The organism is Sulfurovum sp. (assembly GCA_020525365.1).
Classification (GTDB): Bacteria; Campylobacterota; Campylobacteria; order Campylobacterales; family Sulfurovaceae; genus Sulfurovum.
The window spans coordinates 323,903-348,235 of sequence record JAIZOF010000001.1 but is presented as its reverse complement, the minus strand read 5'-3'; the positions used below and the strand labels follow the sequence as shown (position 1 = coordinate 348,235).

The following is a 24,333-nucleotide window of genomic DNA, read 5'->3' as shown; positions in this document are numbered from 1 at the left end:
ACATTTTTCCTTTCAGTAACACTTGGTAGTGTGCTACATCATTTCAATACATAAATCTATTTAAGTGCTATTTACAAGTTCTATATGTCTACTTAAAATGCTCATCTAGATGCTTTATGTAGGCACCCTCTATCCATGAGGTGTCGCCAGCTATCACATCACCTGCATGAAAGGTTGATATCTGGTTACGGATACTCAGATAATTATTTGTCATGATAAGCGGTTGCAGTACCCCATCTATATGGAGGGTATCTTTCATAACATATCCTTTGCCCAGATCCGAGTTTTTCATATTGGATGTGGCTACTATCATAAAGTTCTCTGCCGGTATCAGCCCACCCTCTCCATATTCTTCGGTAATAACAAAGGTCTTTTCATACAAGAGTACTTTGTCCAACCACTCCACCATAGGGGCTGGCATATTGAACCACATGATTGGTGTAATATATATAACGGTATCTGCCCAAAGCAGTTTGTCCACCTCTCGGTTGACATTATAATTCTCTCTGGTGGTATCCGAAAATTTAACCTTATGCCCTTTGGCACTTAAATTTTTCTCTGTTAAATGTGCTAAAAATCCGTTGAGTTGTCCTTTTGCATCAAAGATGGAGTATCCACCTGTTACTACGAGTATATTCATTTTGTATCCTTTATATGTGTGTAATAATATCTTCCATTTTTCTGCGTGATTTTGGAAGTGCAGCGTTATAGTCCTCTTTTCCATTTCGGTATCCAATTGCCAATACAACATCACACTGATAGCCATCGAACTCTTTGGCAAATTCCTTATTGACACGCTCTATATCGATCCCTTCGAGTGGCGTAGAATCGATTTTAAGGCGTGCCAGCGTATGCAGGGAATTTCCCAGAGCGATATAGAGTTGTGCTTTGGTCCAGTTCCCATTAAAGCCATTTTCATTAGTGTTAAGCTCTGCAAAGAAAAAACTGCTAAAGGCTTTTTCTCTCCCCTCTGGTTTGGTGCGGCCGTCTTCAATACCTTTATCTACAATCTTGACATAATCCTCTCGTCTGTAGTGGGGATTGTATGCAAATAGAATGATCTGTGAAGCATCATGAATATGGGGCAAGTTAAACAGATATTTCTCTGCGAATGTCTTTACCATTCTCTCTCTTGCCTCACTGCTCTCTATGACTACAAATCGCCACGGCTGGGAGTTGATGGAGGATGCAGAGAGCCGCAGTGCCTCGTAGAAAATATCCAGATCTTCTTTGGGTATTCGCTTGCTTGGATTATATTTTTTACATGTATATCTCCATAATAAATCTTCTATGATGGTCTGTCTTGCACTCATGTATCCTCCTTTATATTTGCGATAATGACTTCATAATGATGATGAATCGCTTTGATGTAAGCATCTGTCGATTTCTTTTCTATAGCTTCTATGATAGGCTGGTGCATTTTTACTATATCTTCTAGTGTAGACTCAAAGCCTTTAACGATATTTTGTACAGAAGATTTTGTATATTGCTCTCTCCAAAGTTTTACCACAAGGTTATTGTCCCTATTTTGGACTAATAGCTCATGAAAAAACTGATCATACTCCACAAACTGATGAATATCTTTTTTCTTAGCTGCTTCTAGCATTTTGTGATACATCTGCTTTAGATTGGATAGTTGTCCAAACTTCTCAATGGTTTGCGCAGCATAAAGTTCCAATGCTTCTCTGACTTCATATATCTCAATAGTCTCTTCTTTGCTGTATGACTTCACACGGGTACCAACATTTGGTATGTATTCTAATATCCCTTGGGCAGTTAAGAGTATCATCGCTTCTCGTACTGGTGCTTGAGAGACACCAAATTCTTTTGCAAGATGTGATTCTTTAAGCTTTTGACCTGCAACAATGTCACCATCAATGATACGTTGCATAAGTACAGAAGCTATTTTCTCTTTGAGTGGAACTTTTTGTATATCAATCATTTAAAAAATCCTTTTATATTATCGATTATCGATAATATATTATATATTTATAATACTTAAATCTACTAATATACTTTTATTGAAAAAATTGATTATAAAGAATCCAAGGTTATAAATAATAATATTCAAGCACAACAAGGAAAACATATGGGATTTTGGGATAATTATAACCTCTACACAAACGAAAAGAATTTTTTGAATAAGTTTCTTCTTTCAAATAACATTGTTAAATATGGTGGTATTATTGGGGAAATTACACTAGATACCAACCATACATTTGATGGAATAGAATCTAGAGTTTCAGCAACTGCTACTCTTGAATATGTAGAAGATGTGTACGAATTGTTTAGCGACAGTATAGACTATGGCTTTAATGTTGGTGCTATAGTTGAAGAATCACAACAAGTATTTTCTAATTTTTTTGAATATGCAGAAGCAAAAGAGAAAAGAGAGTTTCATCAATTTGAGAACACTTTGGGACTATAATGTCGGTAGCGCTTCAAATTAAGTGTTGACACAGAATTTATTACACTCCCCTCTTAAAGGCTTCTGCCCATCTATTTTTGAGTAAATAGATTCAATCTTCTATTCACTCAACTCATATGTCCCATCACCATCAGTATCTACATAAGTTCTTTTTCTGTTTCCTTCAACAACAACTTTAACTTTTCCATTACCATCCATCTTGTATATTGCTTTACCACTTAGTAACTCGCCTGTATCTTTGTTAAATACAAATGGGGTTTTAGACATATCATAGCTTGTATCATATTCAACATATAAATCTAAGTTATCAATATAAACTTTTCCTGTGGTTTGATACATCTCTTCTGTGTCATTGGTTTCTTTAACTTGAAATATACAATCTTTTAGCCCATAAAATTCAGTACCCTTTGTTGCTTGTATTGATGTTCCTAATGTATATTCTTCTATCTCTCCAGAAATTTTAAATTTAGTGACATGTATTTCCATATGACTATCAGGTGAAATTTTTTCAGATGAGTTTTCATATAGGTCTGTCGCCGTAAAATCAGTTATATATCTTATAGTGTAATCTTTAAAGTTCTTAGAATTTTCATCAAGGTTACTGACAGTTATATGTACATGACCATTTAATTTCATATTTCCTTCAACACAATTGTTTGCTGCATATGTAAGGTTTGCAGCTCCACTGAGATTTCCATTACCGCTATAACTTAATGTTCCACCTCCAGTGCATTCCTCTGTTACGCTTACTGCTTCAGTATCTGAAGCATACGGTTGCATATCGGTATCCTTCTGGGTGTATGCCAGCATTTCCTTGGACATCTTCTCCTTACGTGCTTTTAATTTTTCTGTATGTGATTTTACATTGCCCCCACTGCTACTGAACCCAGGTACTGCCCTTGATTGATTGATTGTAGTTACCTTTTTAACCTTTTCCCCATTTTCAATGGTTGGTTTAGCAACTTTTGCATCAGACGGGAATGATAAACTACTTGTGTCATTTCCACTAGATGAACCACAACCTGTAAACCCTAAAGTCAATACTGCAACCAAGCTTGATATAAATAAGTTTAATTTTTTCATTTTTTCCTCCAAGTTTTTAAATTAAATTTCCTCCTAATCATATCACTTATTTACTTAAAAAAACAGTATTTAACATAATAAATATTTTTAATAAAACAGTCTAATATACTAAGACCTTTCTCTTGTTCACGTTATCACAATACTTCCATTTGCGTTATATAGCGTAGGAAACTGAGGAAAATGATACCTATCCATCTCTTTGGTTATATATTTGCATAGTACCTCGTTGATCATGGTACTTACTTTGAAATATCCTGTAGTATCTTTTCGTAGTAAATCTCTACAAGTATAGTCTTAGCTGTATTTCTATGGTTGAAGTAAGATCCATAATGGTTCGAGTCAAATATTTGTCAATATAGTAGAATAAAGATTTATCTATAGTAATGATTGTTCAAAGACGTAGTAGTAGCCTTTAAATAAGTAGTTTTCCTATCTCTTGTTGGGGGTACTTTAATGTGTGTTGGTAACCATACAAGAGTTATAAGTTAAAATGTAAAGAAATAATGATTTATACCCATGTAGCTGTAGGGGGGGTAAAGCATAAGATAGAAAATTATTGGATTGAAGCGTATCTACTTCTCTATCCGCATCATTGCAATACTTCCATTTACAACAGTAAGGGACTCAAGTGCCTTGATTGCCTTTTGCATCTTATTCTCTTGTGTCTTGTGTGTTGTAAAGAGTAAGGTTGCCACACCATTCTTATCTATAGGCTGTTGCAACATTGACTCAATAGAGATATCAAACTCCCCAAGCTTAGACGTGATGGTTGCTAGTACACCACTTTGATCATCAACTTCCATACGTAGATAATATTGGGTAACGATCTGCTCTTTAGAAAGTAATTTCAAGCCACTCTCAAGCCCTTTTTTGTAGCCAAGCATTGGTCCCTGATTTCCACGAACAATATCTACAATATCAGCAATCACTGCAGAAGCTGTTGCATCACCACCAGCACCTGGACCATAATACATCGTCTCGCCTACACAGTCACCCACTACCGTTACAGCATTCATCACACCATCAACTTTGGCAATCATACTTTCACTTGGAATCATTGTCGCATGCACACGGAGCTCTACCCCATCACCTACTTTCTTGGCAATACCAAGTAGTTTTATCTCATAGCCAAACTCTTTAGCAAATGCCACATCGGTCTGAGTGATATTCTCAATTCCTTCAATCAGAATATCTTCAGGCTTAGCATCAATTCCATATGCAATACTTGCCAAAATGAGTAGCTTATGAGAAGCATCGAAACCACCCACATCAAAGGTTGGATCAGCTTCAGCATAGCCAAGCTCTTGTGCCTCTTTGAGAATTTCGTCATACTGTGCACCCTCGCCTATCATTTTAGTAAGCATATAGTTACAGGTACCATTCATAATCCCCTGAATGGAATCGATATGGTTAGCTGCTAGTCCTGTACGAAGTGCGCCAATCACAGGGATACCTCCTGCTGTACTTGCCTCATACATCAGCGGGATATCGCCTGCAATTTCTTGCAATTCATAGCGATGGTAGGCAAGTAGTGCTTTATTGGCAGTCACAACAGCCTTACCATTTTCTAATGCCTTTTTGACTAATGCATAGGGCTCATCCACACCACCCATTAGTTCAACGACAATATCTATTTCAGGATCATTAACTACCTCAAAGGGGTCATCTGTAAGCACAATGGAGACCTCACGTCTCTTAGAAAGATTGCGAACTGCACCAGATTTTACAGCAATCTTTTTACCTGCACGTGCTTCGATAATATCGGTATTGGACTCAAGTATCTTTGCAACACTCTTTCCGACTGTGCCAACACCCAAAATACCTATCTTGATCATACTATACTTCCTCTTCAAGGGTTTTCAAAAAACGTTTGATATTGCGTGCAGCTTGACGAATGCGCTTTTCGTTCTCAATAAGTGCAATACGCACATACTCATCTCCATGCTTTCCATAGGCAATACCAGGGCTTACCGCAACACTTGCTTCCTGTAGTAGGCGCTTAGAGAATTCCATCGATTTCATATCTTTTTTAAGTGCCACCTTGGGTAGTTTTGCCCAAATAAACATACTTGCACTCGGTTTTTTCAATACCCATCCCACATGAGAAAATGCCTCTATCATCACATCGCGGCGTTTACGATAACGAGGAATAATCTCCTCATCAGGCACATACCCATGCTCATCAAGTGCAACGGTGGCTGCAACCTGAATGGGAGTAAACATTCCATAATCTAACCATGATTTGATTGCCTGTAGTGCACCAATAAGCTTTTTATTTCCAACAATAAACCCAACACGCCACCCTGCCATATTATACGACTTTGAGAGCGTATAAGACTCTACTGCCACATCTTTAGCTCCCTTCACCTCCATAATAGACGGTGTCTTATAGCCATCAAAGGTAATATCTGCATAGGCAATATCAGAGATAATATAAAAACGTTTCTCTTGTGCAAGAGCTACAAGCTTTTCATAAAATTTAGGTGTCACTGTTGCCGTACTTGGGTTATGGGGAAAGTTAACCACAAGGAACTTTGGTTTTGGGATAGAGTTTTCAAGTGCTTCATTCACATCAGAAAAAAACTTCTCCTCATTGACCTCAAATGTCTCCTCATCAAATGTCACCTGCATCTTTTCCACATTAGCACCAGCCAGAATAAATGCTTGTGAATGAATAGGATAAGTTGGATCAGGCACGATTGCCACATCTCCAGGGTTAGTAATTGCCTGAACAAGATGTACGTACCCCTCTTTGCTCCCCATGGTTGCGACCACTTCCGTATCAGGATTAAGTTTGACACCATATTTCCGCTTATACCAATTACTCATTGCAAGACGCAACTTATAGATACCCTTGCTTGCACTATATCCATGTGTTTTTGGTCTTTTTACCGTCTCACATAATTTGTCTATAATTGGTTTTGGCGTAGAAGCATCTGGATTTCCCATAGAAAAATCAATAATATCCACACCATCACGGCGCATCTTCATTTTAATCTCATTGATTTCTGCAAAGATATACTTGGGCAGACGGTTTATTTTTTCAAACTGGATTTCATCAAACATTATTTCTCTCTTTGCTCATTTAAATTTATTCAGAAGACTCAATTATTGTAGACTGTGATTCTATAATACTATTGATTGTTTCTTTTTCTATCGCTTTAGCAGGCTCAATTATTGTAGACTGTGGTTCGATAATACTATTAATTGTTTCTTTTTCTATCACTTTAGCAGGCTCGTTTTCTATATTGGGATTACTGGTAATATATTTACTTATCTGCTGTTCACTAAAAAAAACTGCTCTTTGTAATTTTTCCTGATCAAACCATACAAAAAAGTACCAAGAAACTACTGCCAAAAGCAGAATAACAACTACCATTAAAAGCTTTGATCTTTCTTTTTTTTTCTCTAGAGTAGAGATATCCCGTATAACATTCTCTTCTTTCATATAAGATGCATAATACTCTTTAGCCTCTTTTTTTAATAATGAAAGATCAGCATGATACTCTCGTTCAATAATTGAAATAAAGCCCATTGTCCTTACCTTATCAAGCATGCTAAATTCTTTATTGAAAAGTACCTCAAGATTCTTTTGTGAAATCTTGGTTTCTTTGGAGATTGCCTCTATATTATTTTTTTCTAGTATTTCATTTAACTGCATAATTCATCCTATGTATTAAAATTGCTGCTGCTGCACTTACATTCAAAGAGTCAAATGCATGTTTCATCTCAATAGAAATTAATGCATCAAGCTTTGTATGTACCTTCTTTGAGATGCCATTGCCCTCACTTCCCATAACAAGAAGTCTTTTGGGGGCAAAATGCATCTTCTGTATTGGTATACCCTCTGTTGTTGCACCATAAATCCTAAACTTAACCTGATGACATTCATGTAACACATCAAGGATATTAGGATAAATCAAAAATGGCATATCCATCAATGCTCCAGAGCTACTTCGTACAATTGCTGAGAGGTTTAGTTGCTTTACGCCCGTTGCCACAACTGCTTCTGCCCCAAGTGCATAAGCACTACGTACAATTGCACCAATATTCCCTACATCTGTCAAGCCATCTAGTACTACAATAAAATTACTCTTCTTAATCTCTGTAAGTGGTGTCTCTTTCAGGGTATCAATCTCAAGTAAAAGCCCTTGATGATTTCTACCTTTGCTCATAGACTGTGCCCATTTCTCTTCTAAAAACTTTATCTTATCGTGAAACTGATGAAAGAGTATCTGTGGAAGTATTCCTTTTTTGGCAATATAAACAGTTTGTACCTTATCAGGATGATGCTCAAGAGCATAAAAACATACCTGCTTTCCATAAATTACCATAAAGAAGATTTTATCAAATTTTTACTTCATATTTGCGTGCTTCTGTAAAAAGGTAGAGATAACTATTTTTTACTTAATACTTTATACCACTCTTTAACACCTTTATCACTTAGCTGTGCCAAAAGTTTTGCTTTGATTTTAGGAGGTATATCTAACACTAAAACTTCTGAAAAGAAAAGACTTTTCTCTTTAGTTTTTGCTGCATCAATCACAACAACCCATTCGCCCCTAATTGTATTCTCTTTTATTGTTGCCAATATCTCTTTGGCACTACCACAATAATATCTCTGATACCGTTTACTAATCTCTTTGGCAAGAAAAATTTTACGTGTCTCATCAATCTGTACAATCTCTTCAAGAAGTTTCAATAGACGGTGAGGTGCCTCATAGAGTACCGTATTGTATCCATTATTCATTGCTTTTTGAAGTGCAAAAATACGCCCTTTACCTTTGTGTGGCAAAAAAGCAAAAAAGAGAAATTTTTCCTCATTAAAACCAGAAGCAGCATAGGCTGTTGTGACAGCTGAGGCACCAGGCAACACATCATACTCAATGCCATTAACCTGACAATAGACCACCAGTAGTTGTCCAGGATCAGAAATAACAGGCATCCCTGCATCAGAAACATAAACTACCTTTTTTGTGTTCAGAGTAGCTCCATACTGTTCAAGGCGATCTTTACCATTGTGTTCATTAAAGGAGATAAATTGAGCATTTGGAAATACCATACCAAAACGTTCTTCAAGTAGTTTTAGAAGATGTTTGGTCTGTCTGGTATCCTCACAAAAAAAGAGTTCTGCTTTTTCAAAAATCCTCATAGCACGAATGGTAATATCTTGTGGGTTTCCAATAGGAGTAGGAATAAAGGTGAGCATAATTGCCTAAAATATAGAAAGGGATCTGAAGCTAAAAATGCTTCAGAAAAAGGAGTTAGCTAAGTTTATACTTGCTCTTAAACTTCTCTACTCTACCTGCAGCATCTACAATTTTTTCAGAACCCGTGAAGAATGGGTGGCATTCATTACAAATATCAATAGACATTTCAGGCTTATTGGATCTTATTTCAAATTTGTTTCCACAAGCACACTTAACTTTACATTCCATATATTCAGGGTGAATATCTTTTATCATTACAAGACCTTTGCATATTTTGTTTTTGATAGGTAACCAACCTATTCTGACCCAAATTAATCTCTGAATCCTTCCATATCTTCCGATAGGGTTGTTGCAACAGTCTATGCTGAGACAACTTTTAGAGCAGTATTGTATCAAAAAAAATTTAAAATGATATAAAATAAGATTTAAACAAAAACAAAAAAACCATGATTATAAGTATTATAGAAGATAAATCTCAAAGTGGCAGCGACCTACATTCCCACTAGCGTAGCCAGCAGTATTATCGGCGATGGGAGGCTTGACTCGGGTTCGGAATGGAGCTGGGTATGACCCTCCCTCTAGCTTACCACTAAGGAGAATAAGGCACCTTGATGTGTTTACTTCTATTATTTGAAACTTTTAGATTAACAATATGTTTAAGTTATTTTATGTATCCCCATGTTACAATCTTCTACAATGTTATTATCTTTTATGTAAAATTGTTATTATAGAAGATCAGAGAGTAAATACAAACGATCTATTAATTGCCTAATTAATAAATATCTTTCAGTGCCCTTCCCAGCTATATTAGTGATCCTTCTTTGGGATCTTCGGGAAGTTCATCTTGGAGTTGACTTCCACTTGTGGTGCTCTTGGGTTATCACTTCGATCTTATTACCGGCGTGCCTGGCAGGACAACTGGTACATAATTATGGTTGTCACCGTCCTCATGCTGAAGACGCTCTCCTCAATCTGGCTTGCCAGCAGATAGGGGACCGAACTGTCTCACGACGTTCTGAGCCAGCTCGCGTACACCCTTTAAATGGCGAACAGCCATGCCAGGACCTGCTTCAGCCCGGGATTCTGATGAGCCGACATCGAGGTGCCAAACCTCCCCGTCGGTCATGAAATCTTGGGGGAGATCAATCTATTACCTCCCTGGCGTACCTTTATCCTTTGAGCGATGAAAGCGCTCCACCTGATACGGATCTTTATGACCGACACCGTCTCTGCTCGACATGAAGTCGCCAGTTAAGCTGGCTTGTATATTGCTCTGCGATGGATTTCCAATATCTGAGCCAACCTTTGTAAGCCTCCCGTTACTTTTTAGGGGCGACCGCCCCCAGTCGACTACCCACCAGTGTCCTCCGCGGGATGGCAGCGCAGTGCTGTCGAATATATAAGGGTGGTATCTCGGGATAGCTCCTTACATTAGCGCCATAGTATCAAAGCTCACCTATCTGCAAATATGTCCAATTTAGGTGTCAAAACTATAGTAAAGGTACAGGGTGCTCGTCTTACCGCACTGGTGGAGAATTTTCACCTCACTACAATTCACTGGATCCCTGATCGAGACAGCTCCCCATCGTTACACCGTCATACCCAGGTCGGTATTTATGCGACAGAGATTTCCTTCTATAGGACCGTTATAGATTTACGTACGCGACTATGACTTCGATCAGAGCTTCGCTAAGGGCTAACCCCATCAATTAACCTTCAAACCTCGGGCCGGGCGTCACACCTTATACATCCTCTTACGAGTTAGCAAAATTGCTGTGAGCGCTGATAAACAGTCAGGAGGACTCTTTGTTGCAACCTCTTAAGCTTTCGGTGGGCCATACCTGGGAGGCTTATTCAGAGTTACATGGTGCAGTTGCAGAGTTCATAACGGGGTTCTTCGCCTTAGAATGCTCATCTCTTTGCCACCTGTGTGTCGGTTTGGTGGGCAGCACTATACACTTAGAAGCTTTTCTTGGCTTTGACGGTATCAACGATTCGGCTACTCGAAGGCACAACCAGCCTGTAGATCTCGGAAACAGAAGGCGGATTTTCCAATCCTTCTTACCTGCCCCTTCGAGCCACTATTCATCAGTGACCTCGTTTAACCCTATGCGTCCCCATCGGCTAAGCTAGTGTGATTGGTATCGGAATGACTAACGTTTGCCATCGCTGCCCTTTCGGACTCAGCTTAGGACCGACAACCTTCGACGACGAGCATCACGTGTGAAACAGGTTTACGGCGGTACAGTTCCTCACCTGTTTATCGCTACTCATGCCTGCATGCTCACTTCAACCACTCCTCCTTACCGGTATGGCTTCGTGCTGACTGGAACGCTCTCCACCACTCCATAATGTGATCTACAACTTCGGTGTCATTTAGCCCGTTAATATTTTCGGCGCAGAATCGCTAGACCAGTGAGCTGTGCAGCTTTCTTTAAGATGGCTGCTTCTAAGCCAGCCTCTGGTGTCTGTAACTCCACATCCTTTTCATAAATAGAACTTTGGGACCTTGGCCTGGTAGTGATATTTCCCACACTTTCGATGATGATTTATGCCCTACCTGACTCTGAAATTCACTGTAGATATTCCGGGTTGACTAGGGTTGGTACCTTGGTGTGAAACCCTAGCCCAATCAGTGCTCACCCCATAACTTCGAAACAGAGGCTATACCTAAATATATTTCGGAGAGAACCAGCTATCACACTAAGTTTGATTGACCTTTCACTATCCACAGGTCATCGGAGGTTTTAAGCCTCCACCGTTCGGTCCTCACTAATCTTACACCAACTGTACTGCCCATGGATGAATCCACTTAGTTTCGGGTCCTGTAACTAACGGCGCTTCTTCAGACTCACTTTCATACAGCTTCGCGAGAAGAGGTGTGTAACAGTCACCATAACTCGCAGGCTCATTATGCAAGAGCAGAGTCCATCACCGCATATAACATGGGGCTCTAGATGATTGTAGGCAAAGATGGTTTTCGGTTCTATTTCACTCCCGCTTGCCGCGGTTCTTTCACCTTTCCCTCACGGTACTGGTTCTATCGATCACAGGTAAATATTTGCCTTGGAAAATTGGTCCTCCCATATTCAGTCGGGGTTACATTATCCCGACCTCGAATAATCATAGTTGGTTCGTATACGGGACTGTCACCTCTACAGTCAGCTTTCCAACTTATTCTACTAACACCCCAAGGAGTTTAGGGCTAATCCCATTTCGCTCGCCGCTACTTTGGGAATCTCGGTTGATTCTTTTCCTGCAGGTACTGAGATGTTTCACTTCCTGCGTTCTAGCTCACTAAAAGGGTGACGCTATTTCTCTTAAATGCGGTTGCCCCATTCAGATACGGATCAAAGCTTCTTGGCAGCTCAGTAACTCTCTCGCAGCCCTAGTACGTCGCCATCCGCCTCTCACGAGTCTGACATCCACCATCACTTTGAATTAATTGCCAGTGCTAAGTGCCTATATTAATGCAAATGAGCTTTATTGTGTAATACCACGTTGGTTCGTTATTGTACATTAATAAGTGTCTTGTTAGAACAGGCTTTAGTACAGATGCTTCAAGCCTACTATGAAGAGAAACTTAGAAATCTTCCTCGACAGAAAAATCTCTCTTCTACAGAAAAAATGTACCAGATTAGAAAAATCAAGATTGATATTTTGCCAAAGTTAAAAAAGGGTGAGTTGGTAATATTTGAGAGCTAATATATAAAGACAATAAAATACTCTTATTCCCGTATAGTTCATAATTAAGAAAAATATTAATAAATTAGTAAATGAGTTTGGTTGGTGGATCCTATCGGGATCGAACCGACGACCTCTTCGCTGCCAGCGAAGCGCTCTCCCAGCTGAGCTAAGGACCCAAATATCAATATAATTATTTCCATTTTGCCTATAAAAACTATTAAAGTATGAGATTGTAAATCAAGTCTTTTGATGTTGCTCCATATATTGTGAGACATATAGATATATACTCTTGAAGAGCAGTCAACGCAGGTTCTCCTGATTACCTTGTTTACGACCTCACCCAGTCGCTGATCCACCGGAGGGTAGCCAGTTTAGCTTCCCCGCTGGGTGAATCAACTCCCATGGTGTGACGGGCGGTGAGTACAAGACCAGAGGAACGTAGTTCACCCGTAACATGGCAGTCACGATTACTAGTGATTCCAGCTTCGTGCGAGTCGGGTTGCAGACTGATCGAACTGAGAATGGGTTTATAGGTTGCTCCACCTTGCGATGCGTCTCATTGTCCTACCATTGTAGCACGTATTTTTACGGCCGTAAAGGCCATGATGACGACGTCGTCCTCACCTTCCTCCTCCTTACGAAGGCAGTCTCACTAGAGTCCTCGGCCAGACAGTTAGTAACTCATTCAACAGAGTTGCATGTTGGGACCAACTTATCTCTGACCTGCGAAGGCTGACGACACAGCCGTTACGCAACACCTGTTTTCAGGCTCAAAGGCACCCAGTATCTCTACTAAGTTTCCATCAATGTCAAGGCGGTAGGTTCTTCGCGTATCTTCAGATTAATATATCACCATGATTCCGTCATTCTTTGAGTTTTAATCTTGGAGCCGTACTCCCGGGCGGAATGTTTAGTAGGTGCATTTGCATCTGAAAATTGCTAAGGACTCAGCATTGTTTAAATCAATTTGGGCGTGGACTGCAGGTATAATCTATTGCTCCCCACGCTTTCGCCTCAGCGTCAGTACTGTTCAAGTCTTCGCTTTTTGGTATTCCTGGTTGTCTCTACGGATTTTACCCTACAGCTAATTCCATCTTCCTCGAACTCTAACGACAGTTTTGGATGCAGTTCTACGGTTGAGACAAGAACCATCAACTTATCCGAATAACCTGCGCGCGCTTACCTTGATGATTCGGTAACGCACACCCTCCGTATTGCGGCTGCAGCTGAGTCATTCAGTCTTATTCATGGTATATCATTATCTTCCCATATAAAAAGTTTACACGAAATACGTCATCCTCCACATGACGTTTGCTGCGCATCAAGAGTTTCCTCCATTGTGCAATATTCCCCGCTGCTGCATAAAGTAGATCTGGATAATTGTCCTCTAGACAGTGTGGCTGATCATCCTCTCAAGACCAGCTAGGCGTATTTGGCTTGATGAGCTCTTACCTCACCAACTACCTGATACCATATGGCGATCTACTGTGAAAAACATTTCTTTGTAATTAATACAGAAGGTGTATAGGGTGATGGCAGTCATTTCCAACTGTTATCCCCTCAAGGCGTCAGCTATACCCATTCTCATCCGTCCGCCATAGCTGACTTCCTAAACTGGTATTATAATTCTCGACACATATATTAAGCACATATAGCGTTCACTCTGAGCGAGATCAAACTCTCCATTATAAATGAATGAAAAGCAGACCATTGTCAAAGTGCTTAAATAAATATGCTATCCGTAAATTCTTATCACCTTTTTAGTTCAAAAAGTGAAAAATTAAATCTCAAATAGACGTTGATTTGTTTACTTATATTTGGTTGTCAAAGATCACTCACATTCACTCTCTGCTTCAAACTCTGAAGAGGTCTCTGTGTTTGTGGACGCGTATTATAGCACCAAATTTTCTTGTTGTCAAGGGTATTTTGCATATTACGAGAAAATAATATATTTTGGTAATTTTTAAACTTGGCTTCTTAATTTGAATGGATCGATTTTACTATTAAAATACAAAAATGTATATAACAGAATGTAATCACCTATTAACTATAATTCTGCTAAAATATCTTAAGTGTTAGACGATACGATACGATGCATTTAGAGGAGAATGGATGAATAAAGCAAAATATATTTGGATGAATGGAGATTTCACCCCATGGGATGATGCTAAAGTTCATGTCCTCACACATACCCTTCATTACGGAAATGGTGCTATCGAAGGAACTAAAGCTTACAAGACAGTAGATGGAAGATGTGCTATCTTCAAACTCAATGAACACACCCAAAGATTATTAAACTCAGCAAAGATGACACTTATGGATGTTCCTTATAGCCTTGAAGATCTTAATGAAGCACAGATTAAACTACTGCAAGAAAACAAACTTTTTGAAGGGGCCTATATTAGACCACTGGTCTATTTAGGATATGGAGTCATGGGTCTTTATCATAAAGAGGCACCTGTCAATGTCTCTATTTCTGCATGGGAGTGGGGAGCCTATCTTGGTGAAGAGGGACTCAAAAAAGGTATTCGCCTCAAAATCTCTTCAATAACCCGTACACCCAATACATCAAGTATGGGAAAAGCCAAAGCCGTTGCCAACTACCTTAACTCACAGATGGCAAAATTTGAAGCAATTGAAGCAGGGTATGATGAAGCATTATTGCGTGATGATCAAGGTTATGTTGCCGAAGCATCAGGAGCCTGCTTCTTTATAATTAGAGACGGAAAACTCATCTCTCCACCAAATGATAACTCACTTGAATCCATCACACAAGCAACAGTAATCGATTTAGCAAAAGATATGGGTATCACAATAATTCGTCGTCGTATTACCCGTGAAGAGGTATATATTGCCGATGAATGTTTTCTCACTGGTACTGCGGCAGAGGTCACTCCTGTACGCGAGGTTGATGCACGCGTAATCGGAACAGGTTCAAGAGGATCTATCACTGAAAAATTACAGACAGCCTATTTTGATGCAGTAGCAGGAAAGAATCTTAAATATACCAAACACCTAACTTATATTAACTAAAAATATTAGGTATCTGGATAATTTGTAATTTATTGCAAAGCAAGCAATCATGAATCACCAAACTCTCAACATACAAAGGAAAAACTATGCCAGCAGACATGAACGACTATTTTAAAAAAAAGAAGCCAAACTATAACCAAAATAATAGTAGCAATGGAGATAATAATCAAAACTTTAATAATCCTCTAAACAATATGGGTGGCAAAGGGTCATCATGGATATTTATTCTTATTGCTATTGTTTTTGGTATTTTTATTCTCAAACCTTTTACGATTATTAATTCTGGTGAAGTGGGCATCAAGGTAACCACCGGTAAATTTCAGGACAAACCCCTTGCTCCAGGATTACACTTTTTTATTCCTATTTTTGAAAAAATTATTCCTGTCAATACCCGTGTACGCATGATTACCTATTCCAATGAAAACAAACAGGTTCTTAATGATGGATATAGTCGATACGAAGGTGGATTGCGTCGAAATCCGGCTATTCGGGTAATGGACTCAAGAGGACTAGATGTTGATATTGACTTAGCAGTCCAATATCATCTCCGTCCAAAAAGTGCTCCTAAAACCATTGCTATATGGGGTACAGCATGGGAAGATAAAATTATCAATACCAAAGTAAGAGAGATTGTTCGTGACGTTATTGGTAAATATGCAGCAGAAAACCTTCCTCAGAAACGTACCGAAATTGCAAAAGAGATACAAGAACGTGTACGAAAAAAAGTTCAGGCCATATCTAGTACACCTGTCGTTCTGGATTCTGTAGAACTTAGAAATATTCAACTACCTAAAAAAATTAAAAGCAAAATTGAAGAACTTCAAGCCGAAAAACAGAATGTTATGATTGCCGAACAACAAAAAGATAGAGCTAAACGTGAAGCGGAAAGAAAAGCAGAAATTGCACGTGGTGAAGCACAAAAACGTCGTATTGAAGCACAAGGACAGGCAGATCAAATTCGTATTGAAGCTCAAGCCCAAGCCAAAGCTAATAAAATCATCGCACAATCTCTAACCACAGATCTGCTATTACTTGAACAGATTAAAACTCAAGGGAAATTCAATGAAGCATTGAAAGTTAATAAAGATGCACAAATCTTTCTTACTCCCGGTGGTGCAGTACCTAATATATGGGTAGATGCAAAAGGGAAAAAACAAAAAACTATCTCAGCACAACAATAACCTTATGATTATTAATTGGAAAAAGAACCCTCTTGTCCCTGTTATCGCACAAGATGCAGAAAATAACGAGATTCTTATGCTCGCTTATATGGATGAAGAGGCATATAGTCTTACTCTTGCTACTGGATATGCCCACTATTTTAGCCGCTCCAAGCAACGCATCTGGAAAAAAGGTGAAAGTTCAGGGCATACGCAAGAGATCAAGGACATATTACTTGACTGTGATGCCGATACGATTATTCTTAAGATTAAACAAAATGGTGTTGCTTGTCACACAGGGCGAAAGAGTTGCTTTTTTACTTCTATCCTTCAAGATAAGATTATTTGCGAAAAAGAGATTGATACACATGTCATTTATGGAGCAGTCGATACCCTCTACCATACTATTCTAGAACGAAAGAATGCATCAATGAATCAAAAATCATGGACAAAAAAACTACTTGATGATAAAAACTTATTATTAAGCAAAATACGGGAAGAGGCAAATGAAGTCTGTGTTGCTATTGATAAAGAGAGTGACAAACAGGTCATTTATGAGGTGACCGATCTTCTTTATCATACCCTTGTAGGACTAGGTTATCGTAACATTTCGCCTGACCGTATCAAGCAGGAGCTTGTGCGTCGCTTTGGTATAAGTGGTATAGAAGAGAAAGAAATGCGTCAAAAATAAGGCTTGCGGGTGTGCCTCTTCTCTCTAGCTTGCATCATTTTCCCCCAATCACTCATCTGGGCTTGATCGCGTTGATACTTTTCAATATCTTCTTGCTTTGGCCCCTTAAGCTCTACAGGAGTATCTCCAATATATACAATATTTTCTTCTTTTTTTACAGCAGGAGGTGCCTTATGAAGTTTAATGGGCACATAACTTATCTTTTTTTTGCTACTTTTTACTTTAACAACTTGTGTTTGACTGCATCCTTCAAATACTACCATAGCTAAAATCAAACCAATAATTTTCATTTTATTTCTCCTACTATTTTTTAAATCTTATCATAGAAATATTATTATTATACTTCACAGTAAGTATTAATATTTCTTTTTTCAAAACTTCTATTACTGTTTTATGAGTCTACCATAATTTAATACGCTCCTGTGGAGATCTATACATTTTATCACCTTTTTTTATGTGATAGGTCTCAAAAAACTTATCTATATTTCTTAATGTTTCATTGGCTCTATATTCTCCAAGTGGATGTGGATCAGTTTCTACAAGTCTTAGTGCATACTCTTTTCTAAGTTTCATTCTCCATATATATGCATAGCTAGCAAAAAATGCTCTATAGTCAACTTTAGTCCCATTTTTCTTAGAAGTTCTCTCATAAGCAGCCAAAGAGATGGTTGCCCCATTAAGATCACCTATAATTTCTCCAACCTTTAAAGCGCCTTTCATGTAAATATGCGAGAAGGGTTGATAATGATCTGCCTGAGCGATAAGTCTATTTTTGATCTTTTTAAAAGCTTTTTTATCTTCAACGGTCCACCAGTTCTTCATATTACCATTTGCATCAAAACGACTACCTTGATCATCAAAAGCATGTCCAATTTCATGAGCTATCACAGTTCCAATACCACCATAATTTTGTGCTATTGTCGAATTAACATCAAAAAAAGGTTTATTAAGTATACCTGTGAGTATTACAAACTTATTTTGTGTTGGATCATAGAATGCGTTGACTTTAAATGCGGGGTTTTCTTCTGACCAATCATCTTTATCTACCTCTTTACCAAGTTTCTCAATTTGGTCTTTGTAGTTGAAATTTGACGCACGAACCACATTCCCAATCAAATCATCTTTTTTTACAATGAGAGTATTATAATCTTTCCAGACATCTGGATAACCCACATTAAAACGCATTTTATACAATTTATCTAATGCTTTTTCTTTGGTTGACTGGGTAAAAATATCTGAGTTTTTAATCGTATCCTTAAACTCATCTTTAATGTTATTAATCATTTTTGTAACACGTTTTTTTGCATTTTTGTCAAAATAGTTCTCTACATATGCTCTACTTAAGAGCAATGGAAAAGTTATTTGAACAAAGTCAAGACCTTTTTTCCATTTTGGCCAATCATTCCTTATAAGTCCTGCATTTTTCTTATAGTTAAGCAGTGCAATATCAAACTCCTCTGAAAGTACAGATGTAAAACGAAGCAAGACCTTGGCTTTCATATACCCTTTCCAAGACTGTAATGGTATCTTTAAAAAAAGTGTATTGAACGCCTTGATGTATGGTAGTTGATTGATGATTATATTGCTGTCTTTTGCTATACCAAGTTCAGAAAATACTTCTTCTACAGGATAGTTACTAAGTATCTTTGATAGTTTTGAAATAGTAGTTTTATTGTATAGTTTTGCAAAATCCCTATTTTCAGCAGGACTAAAATAATATTTTGCCAACTTTGTCTCTAGTTCTATGATTTGTTTAGCTTTCTTGTCAGGATTTGAATCATGTGCTAATGTAAAAAGTTCTTCTAAAAACTCACGATAAACCTTACGTTGTTTTACGGATCTGGCATCTTTTTTCAGATAGCTATCTTTCGATAAAAAAAGACCTGCTTGTGCTATATACAGGGCATACTTTTCTCCCTCTTTCAGGTCAGGCATAACAAAAAAAACCATAGGGGCAATAATGCCATCTTTAAGAAATTTTGCCATTAAAATAGCTAATTCCCTATAAGAGTGTATTTTATCTATCTTTTCAAGATATATTTTTTTAATAGGGGACAAGCCAAGCATATCTCTCTTTTTTGTATCCATAAAAGAGAGATATGCGTCTCTCACTTTTGTTTCAATTTTACTTTTGGAAATATTACTTTCTAGCAAACTTCTTAATCTTTTATCTATCTTTTCATTTTTTATAATAAAAAATGAGTTAATCCCAGGCTCAGAATTAGGTATTTTTATGCTCTTAAGCCAATTGTAGTTTTTATTCTGGTAGAAATTGTCTTCCAATCTTGGCTTTGATTGATAGCTATCTTCAGCCATAATTGGCACAATAAAGATTATTAACATTAAAAGTACATATATGTTTTTCATGATTGTATCTTTCTTGGTATTTTTATTATATATTCTTTTAAGATCTTATTCAAATATCTCATAATTATAGTGTAGCCATATACTATTGGAGTCTCTGTAGTAAAATATAACTCTTGATTGCTTCACCCATAGAGACAATACATATAAATATATCTACTAGTAAAAATCTAAACAACGGGGACTATCTGCATTTCCTCCAGCAAAATATTTTCCATCAAAACTGACAAGTGAATAGGTACGCTCTTTACCTAGTGATTCAACTAAACCTTCAATCGAGAGGAAACCAAGCGAATCGGCTCCCATACTTTTGGCAATCTCTTCTGGATTCATCTTAGTAGAGATAAGTTCTGTCTTGGTCGGTGTATCAATTCCATAACGGCAAGGAAACTTAATTTCTGGTGCTGCAATACGCATATGTACCTCTTTGGCTCCCGCCTCTTTAAGCATACGTACAATCTGCTTAGAAGTCGTACCTCGCACCAATGAGTCATCGATGATTACTACACGTTTTCCCTCAATAAGATGCTTGATAGGAGAAAGCTTGAGCTTTACCTTCAGATCACGAATCTCCTGTGTTGGCTCAATGAAGGTACGTCCTACATAGTGATTACGCACAATCCCCATCTCAAAAGGTACCCCCAGCCCATCTGCATAACCACGTGCTGCTGCCACGCCACTGTCAGGTACTGGAAGCACAATGTCTACCTCCACGGGTGTCTCTTCTGCAAGCTTTTGTCCCATCTTCAAGCGCATTTCATAAACATTCTTTCCATCAATCATTGAATCAGGTCTAGCAAAATAGATATATTCAAATGCGCATGGATGATAGTCTGGTTCAAAGATTTGCTCACTGACAGGTTCTTTTCCCTCTTCAAATATCAGCATTTCCCCCGGATTAATATCACGAATAAATTCTGCACCCACAAGATCAAATGCACAGGTTTCACTTGCAACCATCCATCCATTATCAGGCAATCTCCCTAGGCTTAATGGTCTGATACCATAGCGATCACGAACAACAAACATCTTCGAGCGACTTTGGATTGCCAAACAGTAGGCACCTTCAATTTTTGTAAGCATATCTTTAATACGGTCAACCAATGCACACTTCTGAGACTTTGCAATTAGGTGTATAATATTCTCCGTATCCATATCGGTTTGAAAGATAGCTCCTTTAGCAATAAGATCATGACGTACTTCATACTTATTGACAAGATTTCCATTGTGAACCACAGAGATCTCACCTAGCTTATATTTTGCAAAAACTGGCTGAGCATCTCCTTGTGATTCACTGCCTGCAGTGGAATAACGATTGTGACCTACAGCACATCCACCTTCCATATCATCAAGTATTTCTTGGGAAAAAACATCAGCAACCATACCATGTTTTTTGTATAGTTGAATCTTCTTGCCATTGGCAACAGATATCCCCGTCGCCTCCTGTCCACGATGTTGCATAGAAAAAAGAGAATAATATGCCACTGTAGAGGCTTTCCTTGCACCAAAAATACCGACAATAGCACACATTAAACATATCCTTGCAAAATAGGTAAATAATATTGGCTTGTATTATTCATTATCAAATTCCCAGACAATCATTAATTGTGTAAAACCCTGCCGGTTGATCAATCAGCCACTTGGCTGCCCTAATGGCACCTTTGGAAAAGGTCTCACGGCTAGTAGCAGTGTGGTTGAGCTCAAGAAACTCACCATCATTGTAAAAACCAACTGTATGGCGACCGACAATATCACCACCCCTTAATGCCATCACCGAAATCTCATCCTTGGTTCTAGCACCAACCTGCCCGTCTCTTCCGCTAATACGTACCTCATCAAGGCTAAGCCCACGACCTTTCGCGGCAAACTCCGCTAATGTCAATGCTGTGCCACTTGGTGCATCAACTTTGTATCGATGATGCTGTTCAACAATCTCAATATCAAAATCCTTCAGTGTTTCCGAGACTTGCTCTACTAACTGCTTGAGTAACGCAATTCCTGCAGACATGTTGGATGAGTAGAGCACTGGCATCTTCTTGGCGGCTTCTATTAAAAGATTTTGGTGATGCTCGGTAAATCCTGTAGTTGCCACAACCAATGGAGTTGGATTTTTTAGTGCAACTTCACACAATACTTCAGTTGCTACTGGTGCCGAAAAATCTATAATAACATCACATACCTCAAGAAGTGCATCCATACTATTGGTAATAAGTACAGTATCTGGCACATTCATTTTAAGTTCATCAAAAACATGCAGTCCCGATAGTGTTAATACTTCATCTTCAAGTATATTGTCAATAAGATGTCTTCCCATCCTGCCTGTACTACCCACAATTCCTACTTTTGTCATATTACATCTGCTCCTGAATATATGAAATTACCTGTAATGCTGCTGTTGCACCATCGCCTGCTGCAACCACTACCTGTTTAGGTGCCTCAATACGTAAATCTCCTGCAACGTAGAGTCCTTCCATAGAAGTTTTCATACCCAAATCGACCACTACTTGTCCCCAATCATTTACATCACAAATAAAGCCAGCATTCTTATCTTTGAGAACACCGTTGTTAACATTGTGTCCAACAAACACAAACAGTCCTGGCGTATCCAGTACTTGTCTCTCATCTGTTTTAAGGTTCTTTACGCGTACAGAATGTACCCCTGCTGCATCTCCTAATACCTCCTCTACTACCGAATTAAGTATAAAGTGAATATTCTCTTTATTTTTGATACGCTCTATCGTTGAAGGTGCTGCACTAAAAGTATCATTTCTGTGTACCAAATAGACATTAGAGACAATCCCAGAAAGGTAAATAGCCTCTTCTAATGCTGTATCACCTCCACCAAGAACTGTAACTGGTTTATCTTTGTAAAAAAAACCATCACAGGTTGCACAGGTACTTACTCCGCGCCCAAAGAACTCATCTTCACCCTTAAATCCAGCACGCTTAGGTATGCTCCCAGTACAAACAATAGCTGTCTTCGACTTTATTGTGCTGCCATTTTCAAGGGTGATAATAAAATATGTATCCTCTTTAGTAACCTGTTCAACTTTCTGCATCTCATGCTTGAGTCCAAAATGAAAACACTGCTCTTGCCAAGTATTCATAAAATCCATACCTGTCTTGGTATGGTCGAAAAAACCCGGATAGTTTTCTATTTCTGAACTTTGTGTAATCTGCCCACCAGGCAGCCCTACTTCAAAAAGTACAACATTTTTCAGTCCGCCACGTGTCGCATAGAGTCCTGCCGTCAAACCTGCAGGTCCTCCACCAATAATTGCACAATCTAACATGCTGCACCTTTAAAATAATAAAACAAATATTTAAAACAAATTATACACTTTAAATACTTGGTTAATAATTCTATGTAAAAAAATTTATAGGGTAGTATGCAAGAATATTAAGATGCAGAAGGTGTATCCTTCTGCAAAGGTACTTAGATTAGTGTATTGATTTTTTCTGCAAATGCATCTTTAGAAGCAGCACCGACCATCTGATCAACCACTTCGCCATCCTTAAAGAAGAGAATTGCCGGAATCGATCTAATACCATACTTGACTGCAAGATCCTGCTGCTCGTCTGTATTTACTTTTGCAATTGTTGCTTTTCCATCAAAATCTTCTGCAAGCTCTTCAACAACTGGCGCAATCATTCTACAAGGACCACACCATGGAGCCCAAAAATCTACCATTGTAACACCTTCTTTTACTGTATCTTCAAAATTCGCAGAAGTGAGTTCTACATATTTTGCCATATTTAATCCTTTTGTATTATAGTTTTATTTAAAGATTATAGCCAAAATCTATTAATGGGTTATATCTTAATTCTATTCTATATCAATTTTAAAGTGAAATTACACTATATGACACACTTATATTAAATTATAACTAGTGGCACCTCCTCATAAGCTGCAGAACGTGTTCCAAAGATTGCTTGATTATTGCACCCCTTTACCGTATACACAAATGATATCTTGGGCTTATTGGTCATATTTTTATTGGCACGATGCAACAACTTACAGTGAAAAAGCACCACATCACCTTTTTGTAATATATGTGATGTTTTGGTTGCTATAAGTTTCTGATTTTCGTTAACATCTTCCCGAAAATACTCCTTTTCATCAAACTGCTCTGGTATAAATAACATCTTATGACTACCTGGTATAAACTCTAATACACCATTTTGACTACACTCTTCATCTAGTGCTAACCATATCGAGACAAGATTATCGTTCTCAAAGTTCCAATAGCGGAAATCTTGATGCCATCTTGTCTCTGTAGAGGTATGTGGCATTTTGGTCATAATAGAGTTGTGGTGAGCAATGGTAATCGTTGGATCTTCTCCAAGTATCTGTTTGAGCACTGGACGCATTTTTGGCTCCTCCATCCACTGCCTAAAAACAATATCACGACGGTAGACCTGCCTGAGTCTTCGTACTGTCACCTGTTTTTCAAACAGGTGTGCCTTACCATCGGCAATAAGCTTGCGCTCTTCTTTGGTTTTACCCACATACTCCAACTCTGTTTCAATAGGAGGTACCTTATGTTTTAAATGTGCTTTGGAAATATCACATATGGTATCACATCGTTCCGCATTGACAAAACTTGGAAGTAGTAAAAAGCCATCTCTTTCAAATTGCTCCAACTGTATTTCAGTTAGTATCATAACATACTCTTT

General features: G+C 38.3%; 22 protein-coding genes, 1 tRNA gene and 2 rRNA genes. 5 read left to right on the top strand and 20 right to left on the bottom strand.

Annotated elements, in window-relative coordinates; genetic code table 11:
- Positions 1–88: 88 nt before the first annotated feature.
- The 3 genes from LGB01_01810 to LGB01_01800 are packed head-to-tail and all read right to left on the bottom strand — an operon-like array spanning position 89 to position 1,942.
- A complete protein-coding gene (locus LGB01_01810) occupies positions 89–640 on the bottom strand; it encodes an NAD(P)H-dependent oxidoreductase (protein ID MCB4752951.1) in 552 nt (183 codons plus the stop codon).
- 10 nt (positions 641–650) lie between these two features.
- Positions 651–1,313 (bottom strand): nitroreductase family protein, encoded by a 663-nt coding sequence (locus LGB01_01805; protein MCB4752950.1) that lies wholly within the window; start codon positions 1,311–1,313, stop codon positions 651–653.
- On the bottom strand, positions 1,310–1,942 hold the full coding sequence (locus LGB01_01800; GenBank protein ID MCB4752949.1) for a GntR family transcriptional regulator: 633 nt from the start codon (positions 1,940–1,942) through the stop codon (positions 1,310–1,312). The genes LGB01_01805 and LGB01_01800 overlap by 4 nt, the downstream gene beginning before the upstream one ends.
- 147 nt (positions 1,943–2,089) lie before the next feature.
- Here LGB01_01800 and LGB01_01795 point away from each other — a divergent pair, with 147 nt between their 5' ends.
- Positions 2,090–2,428: a hypothetical protein gene (locus tag LGB01_01795; protein MCB4752948.1), complete on the top strand. Its 339-nt coding sequence runs from the start codon at positions 2,090–2,092 to the stop codon at positions 2,426–2,428.
- 99 nt (positions 2,429–2,527) lie between these two features.
- Here LGB01_01795 and LGB01_01790 read toward each other — a convergent pair whose 3' ends face one another.
- The 8 genes from LGB01_01790 to LGB01_01755 all read right to left on the bottom strand — a co-directional run bounded on the left by LGB01_01790 (position 2,528) and on the right by LGB01_01755 (position 12,171).
- Positions 2,528–3,511 carry a hypothetical protein gene (locus tag LGB01_01790; protein MCB4752947.1) on the bottom strand — a complete coding sequence of 328 codons (984 nt, stop codon included), beginning with the start codon at positions 3,509–3,511 and terminating at the stop codon, positions 2,528–2,530.
- Between the two features lie 572 nt (positions 3,512–4,083).
- Complete coding sequence (locus LGB01_01785) at positions 4,084–5,346, bottom strand: homoserine dehydrogenase (protein ID MCB4752946.1); 1,263 nt, start codon at positions 5,344–5,346, stop codon at positions 4,084–4,086.
- 1 nt (position 5,347) lies between these two features.
- Positions 5,348–6,577: an LL-diaminopimelate aminotransferase gene (locus LGB01_01780; protein ID MCB4752945.1), complete on the bottom strand. Its 1,230-nt coding sequence runs from the start codon at positions 6,575–6,577 to the stop codon at positions 5,348–5,350.
- 25 nt (positions 6,578–6,602) lie between these two features.
- Positions 6,603–7,172 carry a hypothetical protein gene (locus LGB01_01775; GenBank protein MCB4752944.1) on the bottom strand — a complete coding sequence of 190 codons (570 nt, stop codon included), beginning with the start codon at positions 7,170–7,172 and terminating at the stop codon, positions 6,603–6,605.
- The gene (locus tag LGB01_01770) at positions 7,159–7,845 is read right to left on the bottom strand and encodes an RNA methyltransferase (GenBank protein MCB4752943.1); all 687 of its coding nucleotides are present in this window, start codon (positions 7,843–7,845) and stop codon (positions 7,159–7,161) included. Before LGB01_01770 ends, LGB01_01775 begins: the two co-directional genes overlap by 14 nt.
- A gap of 62 nt (positions 7,846–7,907) precedes the next feature.
- On the bottom strand, positions 7,908–8,720 hold the full coding sequence (gene rsmI, locus LGB01_01765) for a 16S rRNA (cytidine(1402)-2'-O)-methyltransferase (GenBank protein ID MCB4752942.1): 813 nt from the start codon (positions 8,718–8,720) through the stop codon (positions 7,908–7,910).
- Positions 8,721–8,775: 55 nt separating this feature from the next.
- On the bottom strand, positions 8,776–8,976 hold the full coding sequence (gene rpmE / locus LGB01_01760; GenBank protein MCB4752941.1) for a 50S ribosomal protein L31: 201 nt from the start codon (positions 8,974–8,976) through the stop codon (positions 8,776–8,778).
- Between the two features lie 484 nt (positions 8,977–9,460).
- A 23S ribosomal RNA gene (locus tag LGB01_01755) occupies positions 9,461–12,171 on the bottom strand.
- A gap of 81 nt (positions 12,172–12,252) precedes the next feature.
- On the opposite strand from LGB01_01755, the gene LGB01_01750 reads away from it, so the two are divergent.
- Positions 12,253–12,426 (top strand): hypothetical protein, encoded by a 174-nt coding sequence (locus tag LGB01_01750; protein ID MCB4752940.1) that lies wholly within the window; start codon positions 12,253–12,255, stop codon positions 12,424–12,426.
- An 82-nt stretch (positions 12,427–12,508) separates the two neighbouring features.
- Here LGB01_01750 and LGB01_01745 read toward each other — a convergent pair.
- Both LGB01_01745 and LGB01_01740 read right to left on the bottom strand, forming a co-directional pair.
- Positions 12,509–12,584: transfer RNA gene (locus LGB01_01745), tRNA-Ala, on the bottom strand.
- A 112-nt stretch (positions 12,585–12,696) separates the two neighbouring features.
- Positions 12,697–14,097 (bottom strand): 16S ribosomal RNA (locus tag LGB01_01740).
- Together the 16S and 23S rRNA genes with 1 tRNA gene alongside form the textbook arrangement of a ribosomal RNA operon.
- 423 nt (positions 14,098–14,520) lie before the next feature.
- Here LGB01_01740 and LGB01_01735 point away from each other — a divergent pair.
- The 3 genes from LGB01_01735 (at position 14,521) to hisIE (ending at position 17,292) form a co-directional block, all read left to right on the top strand.
- On the top strand, positions 14,521–15,441 hold the full coding sequence (locus LGB01_01735) for a branched-chain amino acid transaminase (GenBank protein MCB4752939.1): 921 nt from the start codon (positions 14,521–14,523) through the stop codon (positions 15,439–15,441).
- A gap of 86 nt (positions 15,442–15,527) precedes the next feature.
- Positions 15,528–16,622 (top strand): prohibitin family protein, encoded by a 1,095-nt coding sequence (locus LGB01_01730; GenBank protein ID MCB4752938.1) that lies wholly within the window; start codon positions 15,528–15,530, stop codon positions 16,620–16,622.
- Positions 16,579–17,292: a bifunctional phosphoribosyl-AMP cyclohydrolase/phosphoribosyl-ATP diphosphatase HisIE gene (gene hisIE / locus LGB01_01725; GenBank protein ID MCB4752937.1), complete on the top strand. Its 714-nt coding sequence runs from the start codon at positions 16,579–16,581 to the stop codon at positions 17,290–17,292. Before LGB01_01730 ends, hisIE begins: the two co-directional genes overlap by 44 nt.
- Here the strand turns inward: hisIE and LGB01_01720 are convergent.
- The 7 genes from LGB01_01720 to LGB01_01690 all read right to left on the bottom strand — a co-directional run bounded on the left by LGB01_01720 (position 17,283) and on the right by LGB01_01690 (position 24,321).
- Positions 17,283–17,582 (bottom strand): hypothetical protein, encoded by a 300-nt coding sequence (locus LGB01_01720; protein MCB4752936.1) that lies wholly within the window; start codon positions 17,580–17,582, stop codon positions 17,283–17,285. The two genes, hisIE and LGB01_01720, sit on opposite strands and share 10 nt — an antisense overlap.
- 109 nt (positions 17,583–17,691) lie before the next feature.
- Positions 17,692–19,659, bottom strand: coding sequence for a M13 family metallopeptidase (locus LGB01_01715; protein MCB4752935.1), 1,968 nt, complete (start codon positions 19,657–19,659; stop codon positions 17,692–17,694).
- Between the two features lie 156 nt (positions 19,660–19,815).
- The gene (gene purF, locus LGB01_01710) at positions 19,816–21,186 is read right to left on the bottom strand and encodes an amidophosphoribosyltransferase (GenBank protein MCB4752934.1); all 1,371 of its coding nucleotides are present in this window, start codon (positions 21,184–21,186) and stop codon (positions 19,816–19,818) included.
- Positions 21,187–21,238: 52 nt separating this feature from the next.
- Positions 21,239–22,006 (bottom strand): 4-hydroxy-tetrahydrodipicolinate reductase, encoded by a 768-nt coding sequence (gene dapB / locus LGB01_01705; GenBank protein ID MCB4752933.1) that lies wholly within the window; start codon positions 22,004–22,006, stop codon positions 21,239–21,241.
- 1 nt (position 22,007) lies between these two features.
- A complete protein-coding gene (gene trxB / locus LGB01_01700; GenBank protein MCB4752932.1) occupies positions 22,008–22,949 on the bottom strand; it encodes a thioredoxin-disulfide reductase in 942 nt (313 codons plus the stop codon).
- 143 nt (positions 22,950–23,092) lie between these two features.
- A complete protein-coding gene (trxA, locus tag LGB01_01695) occupies positions 23,093–23,410 on the bottom strand; it encodes a thioredoxin (protein MCB4752931.1) in 318 nt (105 codons plus the stop codon).
- A gap of 122 nt (positions 23,411–23,532) precedes the next feature.
- Positions 23,533–24,321, bottom strand: a complete 789-nt coding sequence (locus tag LGB01_01690; GenBank protein MCB4752930.1) for a phytanoyl-CoA dioxygenase family protein — start codon at positions 24,319–24,321, stop codon at positions 23,533–23,535.
- Between the last annotated feature and the right edge of the window lie 12 nt (positions 24,322–24,333).